This is a genomic window from Patescibacteria group bacterium, assembly GCA_041665365.1.
Classification (GTDB): domain Bacteria; phylum Patescibacteriota; class Patescibacteriia; order UBA9570; family UBA9570; genus UBA9570.
The window spans coordinates 1-21,575 of the sequence record JBAYIY010000004.1; the positions used below are offsets into that span (position 1 = coordinate 1).

14 protein-coding genes are annotated in these 21,575 nt (G+C 43.5%); all 14 read left to right on the forward strand.

What is annotated here, in order from left to right; all coding sequences use genetic code 11:
* On the forward strand, positions 1–268 hold a 268-nt coding region (locus tag WCV88_02515), incomplete at its 5' end, for a hypothetical protein (GenBank protein MFA6475054.1).
* 6 nt (positions 269–274) lie between these two features.
* Positions 275–682: a M48 family metallopeptidase gene (locus tag WCV88_02520; GenBank protein MFA6475055.1), complete on the forward strand. Its 408-nt coding sequence runs from the start codon at positions 275–277 to the stop codon at positions 680–682.
* Between the two features lie 45 nt (positions 683–727).
* Entirely contained in the window at positions 728–7,381 is a 6,654-nt protein-coding gene (locus tag WCV88_02525) for a DUF2341 domain-containing protein (GenBank protein MFA6475056.1), read from the forward strand.
* A gap of 72 nt (positions 7,382–7,453) precedes the next feature.
* Positions 7,454–7,708: a hypothetical protein gene (locus tag WCV88_02530; protein MFA6475057.1), complete on the forward strand. Its 255-nt coding sequence runs from the start codon at positions 7,454–7,456 to the stop codon at positions 7,706–7,708.
* Between the two features lie 14 nt (positions 7,709–7,722).
* A complete protein-coding gene (locus WCV88_02535; GenBank protein MFA6475058.1) occupies positions 7,723–8,166 on the forward strand; it encodes a GatB/YqeY domain-containing protein in 444 nt (147 codons plus the stop codon).
* Positions 8,163–15,281 carry an Ig-like domain-containing protein gene (locus tag WCV88_02540; protein MFA6475059.1) on the forward strand — a complete coding sequence of 2,373 codons (7,119 nt, stop codon included), beginning with the start codon at positions 8,163–8,165 and terminating at the stop codon, positions 15,279–15,281. The genes WCV88_02535 and WCV88_02540 overlap by 4 nt, the downstream gene beginning before the upstream one ends.
* Entirely contained in the window at positions 15,259–15,846 is a 588-nt protein-coding gene (locus WCV88_02545; GenBank protein ID MFA6475060.1) for a hypothetical protein, read from the forward strand. Before WCV88_02540 ends, WCV88_02545 begins: the two co-directional genes overlap by 23 nt.
* Positions 15,847–15,863: 17 nt before the next feature.
* Positions 15,864–17,042 carry a hypothetical protein gene (locus tag WCV88_02550; GenBank protein MFA6475061.1) on the forward strand — a complete coding sequence of 393 codons (1,179 nt, stop codon included), beginning with the start codon at positions 15,864–15,866 and terminating at the stop codon, positions 17,040–17,042.
* A 2-nt stretch (positions 17,043–17,044) separates the two neighbouring features.
* Positions 17,045–17,458, forward strand: a complete 414-nt coding sequence (gene ybeY, locus WCV88_02555) for an rRNA maturation RNase YbeY (protein ID MFA6475062.1) — start codon at positions 17,045–17,047, stop codon at positions 17,456–17,458.
* The gene (locus WCV88_02560) at positions 17,455–17,832 is read left to right on the forward strand and encodes a diacylglycerol kinase (protein MFA6475063.1); all 378 of its coding nucleotides are present in this window, start codon (positions 17,455–17,457) and stop codon (positions 17,830–17,832) included. Before ybeY ends, WCV88_02560 begins: the two co-directional genes overlap by 4 nt.
* A gap of 4 nt (positions 17,833–17,836) precedes the next feature.
* On the forward strand, positions 17,837–19,087 hold the full coding sequence (gene ftsA, locus WCV88_02565; protein MFA6475064.1) for a cell division protein FtsA: 1,251 nt from the start codon (positions 17,837–17,839) through the stop codon (positions 19,085–19,087).
* Between the two features lie 102 nt (positions 19,088–19,189).
* Entirely contained in the window at positions 19,190–20,344 is a 1,155-nt protein-coding gene (ftsZ, locus tag WCV88_02570; protein MFA6475065.1) for a cell division protein FtsZ, read from the forward strand.
* A 125-nt stretch (positions 20,345–20,469) separates the two neighbouring features.
* Positions 20,470–20,943 (forward strand): transcriptional regulator NrdR, encoded by a 474-nt coding sequence (gene nrdR / locus WCV88_02575; protein MFA6475066.1) that lies wholly within the window; start codon positions 20,470–20,472, stop codon positions 20,941–20,943.
* A gap of 8 nt (positions 20,944–20,951) precedes the next feature.
* Entirely contained in the window at positions 20,952–21,524 is a 573-nt protein-coding gene (locus tag WCV88_02580) for a cob(I)yrinic acid a,c-diamide adenosyltransferase (GenBank protein ID MFA6475067.1), read from the forward strand.
* Positions 21,525–21,575: the final 51 nt, after the last annotated feature.

Sequence of the window (21,575 nt, forward strand, 5' to 3'; positions counted from 1 at the left end):
CAAACAAGAAGCTTACGATAATGGTATCTTCTGGTGGTCACATAATGAACATGCTACCTTAATCATAGTCAGAATTACTCAAGGTAATAAACTCACCAGACAAGCTAAACGTGTCATCATCACTAATTACAAACCGCCACTCTATATTAGAGTCAGACAAGGTGAACACAATGTGGGTGTAAAGATTGGTAAATTCATCAACCGCAAACACACCTTCCACTGGCATCTAAAAAGAGATGGGGGAGTGGAGGTTGTGTCGAATAATTAGTGGAGCATGAAGTTATTTTTTCGAATTAGAAGACGCAAAGTTAGAAGACAAATGCGGCGCGGTTATTTAGCCGGGGCGGTAACAGAATATGTACAACAAAAAAGTCAGGCATTACAGTTTGTTCAGAATCGTTTGGTACATTTAAATCAAACTTATGGTTTTGTTTATCAGCGTGTGTCTGTGAAAAATCAGGCGACGCGTTGGGGGAGTTGTTCTAAACACGGCAATTTAAATTTTCATTATCGGATCATTCAGTTACCACCGCATTTGGCTGATTATATTATCGTGCATGAATTATGCCACTTACGTGAACTCAATCATTCCCATAAATTTTGGGAGCTAGTCGCACAAAGTATTCCGGATTATAAAATGAGACGAAAACAATTAAGAACAATTTTTGTACGATCTACTTAAGTTGTCGTTATTAGGTAATAATGTTATAATAGTTTCTTAATGAACATGTTTATTAAGAAACAAATAACACTTCATTCAAAAAAATCTCAACAGTCTTTTATCTCAAAGATTGTTTTGTTGTTTTTGCATATCTGGTTAGGTTTCTACCATGTTTTAGTCTTATTATTTTATCCAGTTCAAAAAAGTTTTCAAACCTTTTACGATTTAACCGATCAAGGTTACGCCGCATCATATACCCAACATGCCCTCTATAAACGGCAGATGCGTTTAAGAACCTTAACTTACTCGGTTTTGTTGGTTAGCTGTGTCACCATGTTTGATGTGACGGCTTCAATAATGTTTCCAGATGTCTTTGGACGACCAGTTTATGCGGTAACAAGAACTTGGGATAATGGCGGAGGTGATGGGCTGTGGAGCACCTGCACGAACTGGGATTCGAATGCGTGTCCAGGCGGAGGTGATGTAGTCACTTTTGATCCGGCTGTATCGGATACTTCTTCTACCATAGATTCCGGTGCCGGATTTAGTGGTACGGTGGCTGGAGTAAATATTCTAGCCGGCTTTACCGGAACCATCACTCAAGCCAGAACCTTAACGGTGAACGGTGCCTGGACACAAGCCGGAGGAGTCTACGCTGGAGATACGTCATTTCTGGATCTCAATAGCACATTTACTCTGAGTGGCGGTACTTTCACACCCACTTCCGGAACATGGACTGTGCAGAATACGTTTACCTTTAGCGGTGGAACCTTGCATGGATCTGGAAGAACTTTGATCACCGGTTGTTGGGCTTGTGGTGGCAACTCTATCGTACATACAGGAAACTTTAATACTGACGCGGAAGGTTTGGTGGTTGCGATTAACACCGGTGCTAGTAACCACACGGTGCCTAACGGGCAAACGCTCACCGCTAGTTTTTTGCAAAGTGATGGCGGCATAACCGTTGAGGCGGGCGCAACCTTTACTTCAACGGGAAATGTAAATATGGGTACATTGAGTAATTCCGGTTCATTTACGGCGGGCGCCGGTACTTTTCAAGTAAACGGCCACGCCACATTTGACGGTGCAACAAACAACTTAAATGCGGTTACTTCTTTTGATATTCGAGGGAATCTTACGGTCGGTACCGGAGACACGTTGACGGTAAACGCGGCGGTAACCAACATTCAAATCATGCAAATATTTACCAATAATGGTACCTTTGATATTTCCGGCAGAACTTTGACCATGGGCCGGTGGGCCGGTGGAAATTCCTATATTACAGGGACTAGCTATTCGGTTCCTGTTAATCTTAATACCGCCACCGGAGCTACGATCGTGATTGGTGTCGGGGCTTCAAATAGTTTTACGGTTCTCACTGATCAAACGATAACCGCCAGTCAAACCAGTGACGTCTATTTAGTTATACAGGCGGGTGGCACATTGGTTACAACGGGAAATATTGCGATCAATAGTATCAATAATCTCGGCTCATTTACGGCCGGGGTCGGTACTTTTCAAGTTAATGGCGCTGCTACGTTCGGCGGGACGACTAATGATTTTAGAAATGCCACGTCGCTCCATATAGACGGAACAGCTACGATTAGCAGTGAAAAGACGCTCCAGCTTGGCGCTATTGACATGACCATCTCGAGTACGTTTGCGAATAGTGGCACTATTACGGCGAGTGGCGGTACACCAACCTTTATTTTTGACAGCACGCCAACAACTACACTGAGCACTACGTCATTGCCGGGTAACGTGACGTTCAATCGAACAGGTGGAGTGACGACTTTTGGTTCCAATATTACTATCACGGGAAATTTCACTCGTACGGATGGTGAGATAGGTAACCCCGCTTCAGCCTACACACTTTACGTGGGTGGTAATTTTAGTATGAGTACCACGGATGCGTTCAGTGGCGCCAACCTCACAGTGGAACTCAATGGTACCGGAACACAGACTATAGCGCAGAACGCTGCCAATACGTTCAACCCTGGCAGCTTCAAGATAAATAAGGCTTCCGGAGAAGCACAGCTCACAACCAATCTTACTCATTCAACCGGAACGTGTGATGTTGTTGAGGGAACTTTTAGTTTAGGCAGCTTTAATTTTACTTGTGGAGGCACCTTCACAGTTCAAGATGGTGGTACATTGAAATTAAGAGGGAGCGAGACGGTCACGGCACCAACTTTAAGCTCAGGTTCCACCGTGACGTATACAGGCGATGGCGACAGCGCAGCTGATACTTATACCATAACGTCGCTCACCCCTAACTATCATCATTTGACCATTAATAGTACCGACGGCGCTACGGATATTTTTCAACTCGGGCAAGCCCTGGATGTTAACGGTAATCTTACAGTGACGGCTGGAACGTTTGATGTTTCGGCTACTAATCATCAAGTGACCGTCGCGGGGAATTGGTCAAACAGTGGTACATTCAATGGTAGGACAGGTCTGGTTGTTCTAGACACTACCGGAACCTCAATTATTTCAGGAACTAATACTTTTAATAATTTATCGGTCACTACCTCTGACAAGACGGTTAATATTACGGCCGGTACCATTCAAACCGTTTCCGGTCTCCTAACGTTAACTGGGACAAGCGGTCACAATGTTATTATTGGCAGTACAACAGGTGGACAACTGACCGGTCTTGCGGCTAACGGAACATTTAATGTTAATTATGTGACTGTCAGCGATTCCAATGCTTGTTTAGGTTCGGATGTAACCAACACCAATTCTACTAACGGGGGGAACACCTATTGTTGGTTTACTGATTCAGGTGCTTCCGCTTCTACGTGGGACTTCAGTACCGCCGGTGACTATACCTACAATGACGCAGAAATTTCAGTGTCCGGTGGTTATGCGACGGGCGTTCCAACCGTACCCGACTCAGATTTCGCGGCTTGGCTCTATAAAAGGACGTTGACTATCACCAACGCCAACAGTCTTTTGACGAATTTTCAGGTTAAAGTAACGCTCACCGCGGGTAATTTTGCCAGTTTTGCTTCTGTTAATGCTGACTGCAGCGATCTTAGATTTAGACGAGGTTCTGGTAATGTTTTGAGCTATTGGATAGAGACCTGTTCGCCCGGCACTTCAAGCATTGAGGTCTGGGTAAAAGTGGATAGTCTGGCTGCTTCCGGGGACACGGATATCACTATGTTTTATGGGAATGCGGCGGCTATGACTACGAGTAGCGGAGCCAACACGTTCGTATTTTTTGACGATTTTTCGGGTGTAGCGGTAGACACCGGCATATGGACGGTAACTGACGGTACCGGGTTTACCGTAACCGGAGGTGAATTAAAGGGGACAAGTACTACGGGACGTTTAACTTCAATTGCCACCTTTAGTAATGACACCATCTTAGAGATGAAATCGCGCTACATCTCCGCGCCTGGTAATGGTTTTACGCCTGCGGGCTTTTACCTGTCCGTGTCTAATGGTATTGGTCTAATGAGAGAGCCGGGCACGGTTTATTACCGGAATGACGGAGGGTGGAGTGCTATTGGGGGAACATATCCCGCGGCTACAACTTTACTGACTACAATTACCGCAAAACCTTCTAGTAAAGTTGATATCTCGGTGGTTAATTATTCTACTCCGGCCACATCGTATTTATCCGTTCCTAATATTTCTAATGCCGTTTCTTCTGAACCGATCGTTTTAGGCGAACGATACGATAATTCATTTACCGGTCAGGCCTATGAGGCTTATTGGGATTGGATTCGTGATCGTCAATACGCCGCCACGGAGCCTACGGTGGCCATCGGCTCTTCTACCTCGGCTTTGCTTTACGCCACTTCGTCTATTGCAACGAATGTCGCGAAGAAGTTTGACAGTATCGATAGTATCACCGTTACTTACGGTCCAAGTGATATCGATGGTGCTGAATATCAGGTTTCAAATGACAACGGTACTACCTGGAAATATTTTGATGGCAGCAGCTGGACCGCGGTTAGCTCGGATGCCAATCGGAATAGTCTAACCGTTCTACGGCTCAACATTGTTTCATTATCCGCCGGATCGCTAAAAGTTAAGGCCTTTTTATTAGGCCCGGCTCTGGCACAAATAGATACAATTACTCTGAATTCAGCTAACAATGATCCCAACCTTCCCGCGTCCCTTGGTCCGGCAGGTTTTATTAACGGTTCAACAACCGGTGACAACACCCCTACACTCGAGTTTACCATCACGGACACTAACGCGTACGATACGGTTGGCTACCATATTCAGATAGACAATAACAATACCTTCGCTTCACCTGAAGTAGACTACACGTCCGCGCTTGGGGCTCAAGGTGCCACTTCTTATACCAGCAGCGCTTTGGCCGATGGTAATTACTATTGGCAGGTCTTGGCCATAGATAGCGCCAGTAATAGTTCAGCGTATGTGGTGGCAAGAGGCGGTGGCCTGGTGGCTTTTGTGGTAGATACGGCCGTACGTACAGTTGAATTTTCCGCTACTACCTCAAGTGGTTCTGAAGCAACCGCCGCTCCTACTATAACCATCTCGTTATCTCCGGCTCATTTCCAAGATGTTACCGTAAACTATGCGGTCACCGGTGGTACGGCGACGGGTAGTGGAACCGATTACACACTGGCGAGTGGCACGGCTACGATCACGGCCGGTAATACGTCTACCACCATCTCGCCAACTATAGTGAATGATCAGATAGATGACGACAATGAAACCATTATTGTTACGTTGTCCGCGCCCACCAATGCCACCTTGGGTGCCAATACGGAGCATACTTTCACCATTACAGATAATGATGTTGCTGGAGTAACCGTTGGAGCTATTTCCGGAAATACCACCGAAGCTAATGGTACAGCTACTTACACGGTTGTTCTAAATACTCAACCAACCGGAAATGTTGAAGTAGACTCCACCTCAAATGATTCTACTGAAGGTACTGTTACTACTGGGTCTACTTTAACTTTTACCTCAGTGAATTGGGCCACACCACAAACTGTTACAGTGACCGGAGTTAATGACGATGTGGATGATGGCAATATTTCTTACCAGAGTTTAGTTACAGTAAATGCCGGCAATACACTTGATTCTGTTTATGATGCGATTAATCCAGCAGATGTATCCGTGACTAATACTGATAACGATACAGCCGGCGTTACTATCACTGAAACCAGTGGTTCAACCGGTGTCACTGAAGGTGGAGCAACAGACACTTATGCCGTAGTCTTAAATACCGAACCCACTGCCAATGTCACTATCACTGCCACTGGCAATGCAGATGTGTCAGTGAGTGATCCTTTAGTTTTCACCTCAGCCAATTGGTCTACATCACAAAATATTACCGTTACAGCCGCAAATGACAGTTTAGATGAAACTAGTCCAGAAACAGCTACTATTACTCATGTGGCTACTTCATCAGATGGAAATTATACTGGCATAACGGTGGCCGATGTCACAGCTAATGTCACAGATAACGACACGGCCGGAATAACCGTTGGAACTATTTCCGGAAACACATCCGAATCAGGCACAACTGCTACTTTCACTGTAGTACTAACATCTGAACCGACTGCTGATATGACCATGCCACTCTCTTCCTCAGATACCACTGAAGGAACAGTCTCTGCAGCTACTCTTACTTTCACCGCACTCAACTGGTCTGTACCACAGACTGTGACAGTAACCGGAGTTGATGATGAGGTTGATGATGGAAATATAACCTACTCTATAATATTAGACGCCACTACTTCAAGTGATACTAACTACAATAATCTGAACCCAGACAATGTTTCAGTAATTAATACAGACAATGACACAGCGACAGTGTTGCCTACCGCCGGCCTCACCATCACCGCACCAACTGGTGGCATCACTCTCACTGAAGGAGGCGACTCAGCTACTTACACCGTTGTCCTAGATTCTCAACCGACTGGTGATGTCATGGTCATCATCACTGATGGTACGGAGGTGTCCATAGATCCAACTACTCTAATCTTTACCCCAGACAATTGGTCAACTCCGCAAACTGTCACCATCGCAGCTGTGACGGATACCAACGTTGATCCAGACATGGAAGTAACCCTAGCCTATGAAGTTAGTTCAACAGACATCATCTACAATGATCTCGTCGTAGTAGGTAACACCGTCACAGTGATAGACACCCCAGTCGAAGATACTACTCCACCAGTCGATCCTGATGCTCATATTACCGTAGACACCATGACTAAAACCAAATCCGGTAAGCTGCATATCACCTACCAAGATGGTACCAGTGTCATCATTGATCCATTCAATGGTAATACCGCCTTCAGATACAAACTATCACCCGATAGTACACGTATTCTAGTAACAGACGGTAAGTACATGCAGCTCTATGTCGGTGGAATAAAAACCGATCAAATAAGGATCAGTAACCACAGACAAGTGCGTAGTACCTATCGTCTCAGACAAGAATCTCTCTACAAACAAGAAGCTTACGATAATGGTATCTTCTGGTGGTCACATAATGAACATGCCACCTTAATCATAGTCAGAATTACTCAGGGCAACAAACTCACCCGCCAAGCCAAACGTGTCATCATCACTAATTACAAACCGCCACTCTACATTAGAGTCAGACAAGGTGAACACAATGTGGGTGTAAAGATTGGTAAATTCATCAACCGCAAACACACCTTCCACTGGCATCTAAAAAGAGATGGGGGAGTAGAGGTTGTGTCGAATTCAAGTAATTGACTTTCAAAAACTATAGTGTTATAGTCCACGTGCAATTATTAAATTAATTTCACCAAAGGAGGTGAAAATTTTATGCCAGCAATAAGAGTAGCTCGTAACGAGTCAGAATCAAACGAAAGTTTGGTGCGCCGCTTTGTGCGTAAGGTGCAAGCCAGCGGTAATATGATACTAATCAAGCAGAAACAGCATCGGCAACGGCCGGTGAGTAAGCGTCTAAAACGGCGTAGTGCAATTTTGCGTAGCGCATCACATGCTAAACGTGAACATCTGCGTAAAATTGGTAAGCTTGATTTAACGCAAGACCGCAAACGTAAACCACGCCGATAAAAAACACAAAATACATGAGCGTTTATACAACTATTCAGACCGATATGGTGGTGGCCTTAAAAGGTAAGGATGATGCTCGTGTGTTGGCGCTCCGTGGTATAAAAGCGGCCATGCAAAAATCTGCGATCGACAACCAGAGCTCGACTGATGATGATCAGCGGGCTCTGCTTGTTTTAAAACAAGAAGCGAAAAAAATAGCCGATAGTATCACCACCTATCAAGGTGCCGGGCGAGTTGATTTAGCGAATAAAGAACAAGCTGAATTAGAAATTATTAAACATTATTTGCCAACTCAACTTGACGCTGCTCAAGTAAAAGAAAAACTGCAAGCCCTAGTGGTCAAGAGTCCGGATAAAAATTTTAGTGTGGTTATGAAACAAGCCATGAGTGAATTAGGGCAACAGGCCGATGGTAAAGTGGTATCAGCGGTGTTGAAAGAATTATTAGCCAAATCATGAATACAGACTTGGGGTTGATTTTAGGTACAGCCTCACCGATTGATATTATCATCGCAATTATCAATTGGTCTTTAGGTTTACTGGCTTTAGCGGCTGTAATTCTAATAATTTATGGTGGTTTTGTTTGGATGTTTGCGGGTGGGGAAGAAGAAAAGATCAATAAAGCAAAAACGATTTTACGTAATGCCTTGATTGGTTTAGTAATTGTCTTGTCGGCCTGGGGAATAGCTACTTATGTGATCAATCAATTATTAGCGGCGAGTGATGCCCAAAATTCAACTTATGCCACGCCATTTGCACCTTATGCACCAGGGACTGGTTCGCCCTTTTATATTGATCATTCTAATCCACGCAATGAAGAAACTGATGTCCCATTATGCCATGTAATTGCGGTGACATTTTCTTATCCTTTGAATGATCCAACTGTAACGGCGAGTAGTTTTAAAGTAACTGTACCGAGTGATGGTAGCGTGGTAGATGGTTCATATGCCTTTTCTGAAGATAAAACTGCAGCGGTGTTTTATCCAGCCAGTGATTATCAGGCTGATACTACTTATAAGGTAGAATTAACCAGTGCCATCGAAGGGATTAACCCAGATACCGGCGCGGTCTATAATTTATCCTCCAGTGATTCAAAACGGATTTTTACTTTCAGCACCGGTACCACCACCGATGATATTCCACCAACTGTTAATGTGGCCGAACTGGCACCATTTCCAGCTGACGGTGATGTGGATATTTGTTTGAACCCAACACTGCAGGTATCATTTTCGGAAAGCCTTGATCCGGCATCGCCATCTGATAATAATTTTTGGTTATTCAAAGCCGCTGACGTTGTAGCCGATACATTAGATATTGGTAACATTCGGTTAACCAGTATTGGTGGGGAATCGGATGATACTATTGTTACCTCTCCGCAAGACCAATTAGATAGTAACACTGAGTATGGCATTAGTTTGTATAGTGGTGACCCAGCGACCGATCAGTTTACTGGCGCCATTTATGATACATGCGGCAACCCGTTGAGTGGTAATTTTGATGTTCTGATGACAGGTAGCCCAACGGATGATTATATCGATTCGGCTGCCACCACCTATCCCTGGACATTTACGACCGGCGATCAACCATATTGTGTACCGAATATTGATAGTGTCAGCCAAGAAGATTCTTACTACAGTGAAGATCAAGCACCAATCGGTACCAGTGGAGATGAAGATACTGGTGTTACCACTTTAACCGGTGATTATCTTTATCCATTTTATGATGTTAATTTTAACGATAATATCTCGGCAGCTGGAATAAATTGTTTTGATACTGGGCACGATACTACATTAGGTTGTTTTGTTAGCCATACTGGTAGTTCCAGTATTTCTTTGCGCTTACCGGTGGCCAGTCAAACCGGGGTAGTGAGTGTGGAAAATAATAATGGTGCCGATGATTCACCGCAAGTGGCGGTAGTAGCTTCACCTTATCTGCGTAGTACTTCACCAGCCACTGGGCCAGTTGGACAGTATATTACCATTCGCGGAAAGCATTTCGGTGATTATGATCCAGCTGTATCTGGCAGTGAGCGTGGTCAAGTGTGGTTTGGTGATGTGGCCGGTGAATTCGTTTGTGCGGATGGTTGGGACGATACCAGTATTATTGTGCGTGTACCAGTGGGGTTAAATGTTGATGATACACCAACCATTCAAGTTATTACAGCCGCCGGTAAATATAGTAATCAATTAAGCTTTACCGTAACCGACGGTACACCTGGCCCTGGTTTGTGTGAGTTAGTACCAAAGTGTAGTGATACTGGAGCCGATAGTGTCACGGCCTTAGGAGAAAATTTTGGAGATGATGGTGCCGTTTATTTTCAATCATCTTCTGGTGAGGTTAATATTGGCACGGTGACTAGTTGGAATGTGTATAATGAAACCTATCTTAGTCAGACCGTTGTCACGGATGGCACGCCGGTAACTGCTCTAGATACGTATAGTTTTTCAGTTGGGTCTACTGGTATTAGTAATAGTTTAGATTTTAAAATTTCCTGTGCCGAACCGCCTAGTTTATTTGAGTCTTATAGTTGTGATCTCAGTGCCGGCACCTATTATCTACCAAATCCAACCAGTTCGAGTGATAATGCCTGTGTTAATAGTGTGATTGATTTTGCTTTCACCACGACTATGGATGATACTGCGGTTGAATCTGGCGTGGCGATTTATAAGTGTAATAATACAGAACCATTCGATGATACAACTTGTACGCCAATTACTGGTGAGTATATTAGCGGTTTTCTCGATTCAGCTTATGGTGCCGGCAGTACGGCTAGTGAATATTCCTTCACTCCGAGCGGTGGTTTTTCGGCTGGTTACTACTATAAAGTAACTATACCATCAAGTGTGACTGACAGCACTGGTGTGGGCTTAGATAGTGATTACGCCTGGAATTTTAAAGTGCGAGATGATACTAGTGCCTGTAAAGTAGATTCTTTATCAGTTTCACCAGCCACGGAACGTGTCACGGGTTATGACGCGGTGGATGCGTGTCTGGATAATCATAATTATAAAGACACAAGCTATTCATTGCGCGCTCGTCCGGCCACGGCTGATTGTTTGATGCTTGATGCGGTGGGGGATTACACTTGGGATATAAGTGAACCTGCTATATTAACTTTTGGTAGCAATAGCACCACCGGTAGCGATGTCGTTGGTAGTAGTCTGACTCATACTACAACTAATGGTTATGATACTGTTTGTTTACAGGGAGCCGGCGAAACCAATGATGGTTTATCTACTGTCTCTGCCTCCATCGAAGGTGTGTCAGATTCAGCTGATATTGAGGTTGATTTTGGTTATTGTACGCAAGATAGTGATTGCTATACGGCCGATTGTCGTGATACCTATTGTGATGCCACCACGTCACATTGTGCTCCAGATGTAATTGGATTTACCCCAGCTACGGTTGGAGCCGGTGGTTGTTTAACTTTAAATGGTTGCTATTTTGGTAGTGATCAAACTCAATCGGGTTATTGTACGTGTACCAGTTTAAAAGCAGACGGTGAAACCTGCACGATTGATGAAGGTGATGTGGCCTGTTTGTTATCTGGTGGTATTTCCAGTTGTACTTTAAATGAGGAATATTGTGAGTTAGGTAGCACTTGTACCACTGAATCAGCCGAGGCTAATTATGATTTAGGTTATTTTAGGGGTTGTGACTGTATCATGACTGATGGTACTAGCCGCACTTGTCGTGTGGAAGATGGTGCTACCCAATGTGTGGTAGCTGGTTCTGAAACTTGTTCAGCTACTTCAAGTACATTTACCGCCGGTGGTGCTGGCAGTATCAGTTTTGGTAGTACTACCGCCTCAACTCCAGCTTCAACCTACTGTGGTGACGTTTGGAATACCGATCAAGTAGTGGTACAAGTTCCAGAAGATGGTTCAGTTACCCCGGGCACCTACGATGTAACATTACAGAGTTACTACGGATTGTCTGACACCATTGAGGGTTGTGCGGTGGGTAGTGACCCAACAGCTTGTTTATGTAGAATAGAGCCAGCTCGTGGCCAAGAAGGTACCATCGCCGATTTATTTGGTGACCACTTTGATCTTTTCACCACCAATCGGCGAGTCACTTTTGCTGGTTCAATCAGTCGTGTTCAGACTGATGGCACTGAAACTTGGACTAGTGCCAATGAAATTAACAACTCTATCGTACCAGAAGGGGCTGTTAGTAGTTCTGAAGGTGTGCAATTGGAGGACGATACTTCTACCAGTAACGCTTTGAATTTTAATGTGAGTTGTAGTTCCGATTTTGATTGTGCCACCGGTTGTTGTAACGCCGGGCAGTGTGCAGCGGCCGAGCAGTGCAATATTTGTACCACTGACAGTGATTGTTCTTCCAGTGCTTGTACTTCCACTTGTGTGGCCAGTACTTGTGCGCCGGTTATTACTAAGCTTAGTCCAGATCATGGTGCCGTCGGGCAACCGGTAACTATTCAGGGTTGTCATTTTGGGTCTTATTATGATCCCGCCAGTTCCACTCCGGGAAGTACCGTTACCATGGATGGTATTCAAGCCGAGTTAGCCTGTTCAGAAACGCAAGAGTGGAGTAACCGCCAGATTATTGTCACAGCACCAGATGGTATATTTACTGATGCCACCACTGATTTAGCTAGTGTGCAAGTGCAACAGGTTAGTACAGTGAATGCGGAGTTGATCGCTCAAACCAGCAATGCCGTTGATTTTACTATGGATAATAGCTGCTCTGAAGTTGATTTGCCAGTGTTGTGTAATGCTAATCCCGTCTACAGCCCAGTGGCTAATGATGTTACTTTAACCGGTGAGAATTTCCGCGCTGAAGCTGATGGTTATTGCGCTTGTACTACTAGTTTAGGTGACTGCAAAATCACGGCGGGTGATACCTCTTGTACTCTCACAGAAAGTAACACGTATTATGTCAATCCGACTGATACCAGTGAAGTTTGTGCTAATGGCAGTTCCGGTCCGGCCACCTCCAATGCCAATACTTTTTACGATGCCACCGTTGGTGCTTGTGTGTATACCGATACCACTGATACAACTATTACTTGTCAGATTACAACTGGGTCGGCCAGTTGTGTAGTAACAAATTCAGACACGTGTTATGCCGATCGGATTGATACCAGTTTGAAATGTTCAAAAGATGTTACCGGTTTTGTATCATTAGATGGTTCTGCTCAATACTATTCAGATCAAGCAGCAATCATAGATTGGACGACATATTCCAGTACAAAATACGATACAACTGTGCCGAGTGATAGTGAAACTGGAGATGTCAACGTAATTTCTACCACTCAAAATAATACTCAGTGCGTCAGTAATGGTCTTGAATTTCCAATTTCTTGTGCCTCGTGTGGGGAATGTAACAGTACCGCCGATCATGCATTGAATTGTGATCTCACCTATGATGCCGCCTTTGGTAGTTGTACCACCTCAAGTACTGGGTTTTGCCGCGCTCAACCGGATTCATGCTGTAATGTCTCCAGTTGTATCTACGATGATACTGCCACTACTGCCGTCGATGGTGGTACTTGTGTTGGTCAGCCAGTAGTAGCCTTTACTGATCCGGTTATGGCTGTTCAACCAGGTGATACAAATATTTGCGCCAATGTGCAGCTACATGTGAAATTTAGTGAAGGCATGACTACCAGTGCCGCCACTGATACGAGCGATAACTTTGATAAATATATTTTCTTACGCCCATCTTCAGCTGATGACACAGCTAGTGATGAAACAGTGTTGAGCACAATTACTCCAACCAAAACCGGCAGTGAGTTAACTTTAGATCTGACAAAATTATTGGATTATGACACTGACTATGAATTGATCATTCGTAGTCAGGATACAATTGTGTCAGGCACAAAGCATCAATCGGGTGTAATTTCAGCCACGACCGGTGCCGCTATTGGCTGTGATGCGACCATGAGTGCACTCGGTGTGTGTCATGATGGTTATATCAAATACACTTTTACCACTGCATCAGCGGCTGATTATTCGACCCAGTGTGGTCCGGCCAGCGTAGTATTAGAGGCGGATAGTAGTGACTTTATTGACCATGATTATACCTTTAATGAATCAGGGCAAACGGAAGATATCACCGCTACCACCTATTCCGGTGATAGTCAGGCGATTAGTAGAATTGATGATGGTACAGAACCTGGTTTTTCTTGGAGTTATGACTGGACACCAACCTATACCACCTTAGCCGATTTAGAAGCCGATATCTGTCCGATTGCTGGCATTATTGGTGCCAGTACGGATGTGCCTAATCAAACTCTCACCGCTGATACACCAGATGCTGAAGGTGAACATACTGATACAGTAAAAGTTTCCATCACTGGAGATGGTTCCGTTGAACAAGGTTGGAATAATTCTTTTACCGATAGTTTATTATACGATTTTCAATACTGTGATCCAGATAAATTAGTCACTTATAGTAACAGTGATTACAACTTATATTGGTCATACTGTCAGGGTGATATGGCTGAGTTTGATGAGGTGTTTAGTAGAGATAGCGCTAAAATTACTGAAGAATATGGTCACACGGAAGATTTTATTTATGAAATCGGTTTTAAAGATACTGCTGCGACTACCAATGATGCCACTACTAATAATAACTTGATTGTGTTACGGGTTTATCCAAACGATATTGACGGTTCACCAGCTTCACCTTGGGATAGTATCAATCCAGATTTATGGTATATGCTAAATACCAATAACCCTTCGGCTACCGCTACTCCAACCACAGTGAATGGTTATGATGCTGTCACAGTCGGTAATACTGTTTATGTGGCGGCCAATAATTTGGATGATCACGATGATTCTATAGAGGTTGAGGGGGAGGAAGAAGAAGATCTTAATTATGGTACTTTATCATCTTACATGTTTGTAGTGGCTTACAGTGCCGATGCCTCCAGTGCCACGACTGATGTAGTCACGGCTATTTTAGATGGTTTCAAATTTAATCGTAATGAGACATTATCAACCGATTGTGCCTTAGAAAAAGCTAAATTAGTCATCGATACCAACCGGGTGACCGACTTAGGTACGATCGCTTATTTATTAAGTAGTTATTATTATCATGATAGTGACGGTAATGGTGTAAATGATTTTCCAGATTTAACCAGTGGTTCATATATTACCGGTTTAACCACGTCAGTTTGGCCATCTTGGGATGCAGTGTTAGGCGATGCGCTGGGGCAGACGTTGTTTACGGATCCGGTTAATACTTTTGCCGATGCAACCACACAGTGCCCATACGCGCCGGACGATAATAAATACTATGATGCCTCTGGCTCATGTTGGGATCCGGTAAACAAAAAATTCTTCGGGCCAACTGATTCTCATGTTTATCTTTATGAATATCAATCGGCTGATCAATTTGCTTTATATTCCAAGCTAGATTATACCGGTTTAGGTAGTTGGGGACAGAGTTACTCGTATGATCCATGCACGACATATTCTGATGGTACCACAGCTGTGTCTACTAAAATCAGTGGTTTTTCCGGAGGGTGTTCGACCTTTAACTACCTGGTCAATAATACATTGACGACAGATAATACCCTGTATGCCAAACTCTTTGCCGATTGACCCTAATGTTGAAGATATCTTCGCTGAATCTGTTAATGCCGCAGCGGGAGCGGAACCAGAGCCAGTTGCGCAACCATATGAACCGGTAGTTTATCCCCGATCACATCGTAAGCTATGGATTATTGCCATAGTGCTAGTAGGTTTGCTACTATTAGGTGGTCTAGTGGTTGGTGGTTATTTATATTGGCAGACATTGCCTAAACCACAATCACCCGTTCCTACCAATATCAATACCAACACAAACATCAATACTAATATACCAGTCACGGTTCCTATCAATACCAACACAAACATCAATACTAATACCAATATTAATGTTACTAGTGTGGATACCGATCATGATGGATTATCAGATGAGGAAGAATTGGTGTTAAATACCAATCCAAAAAAGAAGGATACCGATGAAGATGGATTATCCGACCGTGAGGAAGTACGGGTTTATGATACTGACCCGCGTAATCCTGATACGGACGGTGATGGCTACACTGACGGTGATGAAGTAACCCACTTCTATGACCCTAATAATCCTGATTCAACTAAACGTTTGTTCGATTTACCAAAATAAATAACTTAAATTACATTATGGATTTTCCACAACCACCCCAAGGCGCAGCTACTCCATTTCCAGCCGCGCCACAACCCACTCCTACTACACCACCGTCTTTTCCGGCCACTCCACCAACCTCACCATTGCCCGCCCCATCATTTCCACCACAACCTGTGCAAATTCCAGTGCAAGGGGTAAGCGACGAGCAGGTTTATGCTATGCCAGAAAAATTTTTATCGACTAATCCGGCCGGTAGCAGCCCGAGTAGTGAAAAACCGCCGCGAAAAAAACTGACCATTGTGTTAATTGTGCTAATAATATTAATGGTGCTCGCTACGATTGGTGGAGTAGCCTATTATTTCTTAGTATTGGCTAAAGCTCCAGTCACAACCACTACATCAACCACTTCTTCCAAAACAACTTCTACTAGTACTACTAACACAAGTAACAATAATGTTAATGCTGTGAATGCCAGCAATGCAAACAGTAACACGAATAAAATTAATAGTAATGTCAGTAATGTTAATAATGCCAACACTAATAGTAATACAAATTCAAATACCAATGCTGTTGTTAACACAAATACCAACGTTAATACTAATGTAAATGCTCCGGTAAATACCAACACGAATATTAGTGTCCCGGCCAAAGACACTGACGGTGATGGTTTAACCAATGACGAAGAAAAAATTTGGGGAACTAAAGCCGATTTACCTGATACGGATGGTGATGGTTATAAAGACGGTGTTGAAGTAGTCGCCGGTTATGATCCAACTAATGCTACGAGTGCTGGTAAAATATCTGATAATGCAGCTTTAGTCGATACTTATACAAATAGTATGTATAGTTACACTGTGTTACATCCAAACAAGTGGATTGCCGATGCCTTAACGGAGGGTGATAATACTGAAATATTATTTACGCCAAATACCCTTGAATTAGCGGGACAGTTCGTGGCGATTAGTGTCACTAGTAATCCATCTGGGTTAACTGCCTTAGATTGGTACGTTGAAACCAACAAAGTAGCCGAAACTAGTGTAAAACCGGTGACAACATTTTCCGGTTTAAAGGGTGTCTGGAGTGCTGACGGTAGTACCGCTTACTTTGTTGATAATGATTATGTCTATGCTGTCAGTTATCGTTATGGCACCAGTGCTGAATTGTTCTTCCCTGATACCTTTCAGTTAATGGTGAAAAGCTTTTCCTTGAATTAATCATGCAACTTGAGTTATCCAAGCGTGTATCTGCTCAGCTGGTGACGGAATCATTCATAAAGACTATATTTTCAGCTCTGCAGCGTTATGTAAAAATTCCAGACAGTTATGACTTTATCAGTGTAGATGTAGTCGGTGATACGTCAATGCAGGCTTTAAATAAGACATACCGTCAGCAAAACTACATTCCAGATGTACTCTCGTTTCCGTATGGGCCAGAAGGTGGTGAAATTGTACTGTGTTATCCACAAGCCAAGCGGCAAGCCAAAGCCAAACAAGTCCCACTACGTTCAGAATTAGCTTGGTTATTAATACATGGATTTTTACACATCCTTGGATATGATCATGAACAAGCCACGGCTGCTAAAATTATGCGCCCACTCGAACAACGTATTTTACAGGCAATAAAATTATGATTAGTGTACGACAACTCCATAACAGTTTCTACTATGCTGTTCAAGGCCTACAGTATGTTTGGCGCAATGAACAGAATTTTCGCTTACAGTGCGGTATAGCTGTGTTAGTGGTGCTGGCGATGGTATTCTTTCGTGTTACTTTACCAGAAGCTATTGTGCTCACTATGATGATAGTGTGTGTCTTAGTGTTAGAAGTGATTAATACCATTTTTGAGAAGCTGGTTGATATCCTAAAACCGCGCATGCACACTTATGTTGGCATTATTAAAGATATGATGGCAGCGACAGTGCTGTTAGCTTCGGTAGGGGCGGCTTTGATTGCTGCGATGGTGTTCATACCTTATTGCCTTGAATTGGTGCAATTGCTACAATAGTACCATGGCGCGCGCTGACATCATTACTGGATTAGATATAGGCTCAACGACTATTCGTGTTGCGGTTGGGCAGGTCAATCAGCACGATGGTGATTTACATATTATTGGTGCTGCTGAGCATCCCGCTGAAGGTATCAACAAAGGAGTTGTGACCAGCATCGAAGATGCGGTGTCGAGTATTTCTGGTGCTCTAGATAAAGCTGAGCGCATGACCGGCATTCCCATCGAGCGAGCTTATGTGAGTGTTAATGGTAGTCATATTGTGGCGCAAGATAGTCATGGCGTAGTGGCGGTGTCTAAAGCCGATGGTGAAATTCGTGAAGATGATGTGCAACGCGCCATTGAAGCCGCGCAGACCGTAGCCACCCCACCGAACTATGAAATTTTACATGTGATTCCACATCAGTTTCAGGTGGATAATCAATCTGGCGTAAAAGATCCAATTGGCATGACCGGCATAAAGTTAGAAGTTGATGCTCAGATTATTTTGGGTTTAACCGCGCAAATCAAAAATTTAACCAAGTGTGTTTATCGTACCGGAACAGATATTCAAGATCTCGTGCTGGGTGTATTAGCAGTCGGTGAAGCAGTTTTAACTAAAAGACAAAAAGAATTAGGTGTGGCTTTAGTGAGTATGGGTGGATTAACCACCAGCATAATGGTATTTGAAGAAGGGGATATGATTCATACCAAAGTTATCCCAGTCGGTTCTGGTCACATCACTAATGATATTGCCATTGGCTTACGCACGTCTGTTGATGTGGCTGAAGCCATCAAGGCTCGCTTTGGCACAGCTGTTCCGGATGAAGTGGGTAAGCATGAAGAAATTGATTTACGTGAAATTGATCCAAATGAAAATAGTCGTGTCTCACGCCGCGAAGTAGCCGAAATTATTGAAGCGCGTTTAGAGGAATTATTTACCTTAGTGAATAAAGAATTAAAAGTCATTAATCGTCATGGCATGTTACCAGCTGGTATAGTTTTAACCGGTGGTGGTGCTAAGTTGACCGGCATTACAGAGGTGGCTAAAAAACAATTCTCATTACCAGCCTCAGTTGGTACACCCCGTCAGTTCAAAACAGCTATTGATAAGATAGAAGATCCGGTCTTTGCGACTGCATTAGGCCTGGTTTTGTGGGGAGAAAATATGAATGAACAACCGCACGCTGGTGGTTTAGCCTCACTAGCTCGTTTTTCTGTAGTGGGCGATGCCACGACAAAAATGAAGAAGTGGTTTAAGAGTTTACTACCATAAATTTGTGTGGACACAAAAAGTGTTCAGAACTATTGACGTAATATACTATTGCTAGTATCATTGGCAATTGTATAACTTAGCATTGAACAAAAAAAGTGTTATATGGCTAATGGTAAATATGTAGAAGTTAAACCTGATGTAGAAACATTCGCAAAGATTCTTGTGGTGGGCGTTGGTGGCTCCGGTGGCTCTGCCGTTTCCCGCATGATTGACAGTGGTTTAAAAGGGGTTGAATTTGTCGCTATTAACACCGATGCCCAGGCTTTACACCATAATCCAGCTAAGAACAAAATCCATATTGGTAAGAGTACAACTCGCGGTTTAGGTGCCGGTATGGATCCTGCCATTGGAGCGAAAGCCGCTGAAGAAACTAATGAAGAATTAACCGCCATGCTCAAGGGAGCGGATATGGTGTTTGTGACCTGTGGTTTAGGTGGTGGTACTGGGTCTGGGGCTGGTCCTATTATTGCTCGTTTAGCGCGTGATGCCGGTGCGTTAACAGTAGCCGTTGTAACCAAACCATTTCAATTTGAAGGAGCGCAACGTAACCAAATTGCCGATGCCGCTTATAATGAAATGGCCGATGCGGTGGATACAATTATCACCATTCCAAATGATCGCTTGTTACAAATTATTGATAAGAAAACATCTTTACTTGATGCCTTTAAAACTGTCGACAATGTTTTATTTCAAGGTGTGCAAGGAATCTCTGATTTGATTACTGTACCAGGTTTAATTAACGTTGACTTTGCTGATGTAAAATCGGTTATGGCCAACGCCGGTTCGGCCTTGATGGGGATCGGTAAAGCCACGGGTGAGAATCGAGCTGTAGAGGCAGCTAAATCAGCCGTTGATAGTCCATTATTAGAATTGAGTATTGATGGAGCTAAGGGTATCTTGTTTACCATCACTGGTGGACCAAATTTGAGTATGTACGAAGTCAATGAAGCCGCTCGGGTGATTACTGAATCGGCTGATCCATCCGCCAAGATTATTTTTGGATCCAATGTTGATGAATCTTTAGGTGATGAAGTTAAAGTAACGGTCGTAGCGACTGGTTTTGGTCAACCAGCCAAAGCCGCCAAAAAAATTCAAGCTGTGCGCCAAACGCCATTTAGCAAACGCGAAGATAAAGATATGCCCGTTGCAACCAGTAATACTTTCCGCAACAAAAATATCATGGACGAAGCTCCCGTAGATAATTCCTCCGATGAAGATTTAGAGGTACCGGCCTTCATTCGGAAGAAGATGATGTAAGGAACAACAATTAACATAAAACTGGTAGAGACATGCCATGGCATGTCTCTACCAGTTTTATGTGTGTCAATATGTTTTTTATTATGGTTTATTTATGGCAGATGATCTATACTAACTGACGAACTATGATCTGCCCAGCCTGTTTATTTACGGATACAAAAGTGGTCGATTCGCGTGACATGGATGATGGCATGGCGATTCGACGGCGACGGGAGTGTCCGAAATGTGAGTTTCGTTTTTCCACCAAAGAACAAGTCGAAATTCTTAACTTGACGGTAAAAAAGCGGGCTGGTCGAATGGAACCGTATTCTACAGAAAAAATTACCCGTGGTTTACACATTGCCTTAGAAAAACGTCTTAAAGATGACGAACGGTTTAAGAAACTTGTAGCGGGGATTGAGCGGGATATTCAAATTGCCGCCACTAGCGAAGATGTGATTGAATCAAAGGCGATTGGGGATATCGTGATGCGTCATTTGAAAAAAATTGATAAAATAGCCTATATCCGATTTGCTTCAGTGTATCAAGATTTTGAAGATTTATTATCCTTTCAGGAAGAAGTTGAGCGCCTAATGAACAAACATAAGAAAAAAACTTAAAAACCACTATGCATATTCATCCTAAGCCAACCAAGTCACATCAGCCAAAGAAAAAATTAGGTTATCTTCATCTCTATACCGGCGCGGGTAAAGGTAAAACCTCAGCGGCTTTGGGTGTTTTGTTACGCGCGGCTGGGCAAGGCCATCGTGTCTTGATGATTCAATTTTTAAAGGGGCACAAAGATGCCGGTGAGTTTCTAGCCTTTCAGAAATTAGGGTCTAATATCGAAATTGTTCAATTTGGTCGAGCTGATTTATTGTCACTCGATGCACTTCAAGCCGCTGATGCTTATTTTACGAAACAAGGTTTAGATTATGCTCGCCAGGCGATGCGCAGTAAACAACGCCCGGATGTTCTAATCTTAGATGAAATTACCTCAGCGGTGCACTATGGTCTATTGCCAATTGAAGAACTGGTTGATTTTCTTGATAATCGTCACCGTGAAACTGAAGTAGTTCTAACCGGCGCTGAAGCGCACCCGGCGCTCTTTAATCTGGCCGATTTAGTGACCGTGATGCAACCGGCTAAGCATTATTTCAATTACGTCAACTTTGCCCCTAGGCTTGGTATTGAACATTAGAGCGCTACTAGGTTATCCACAGTGACAACACAATATATTGTGGTATACTTT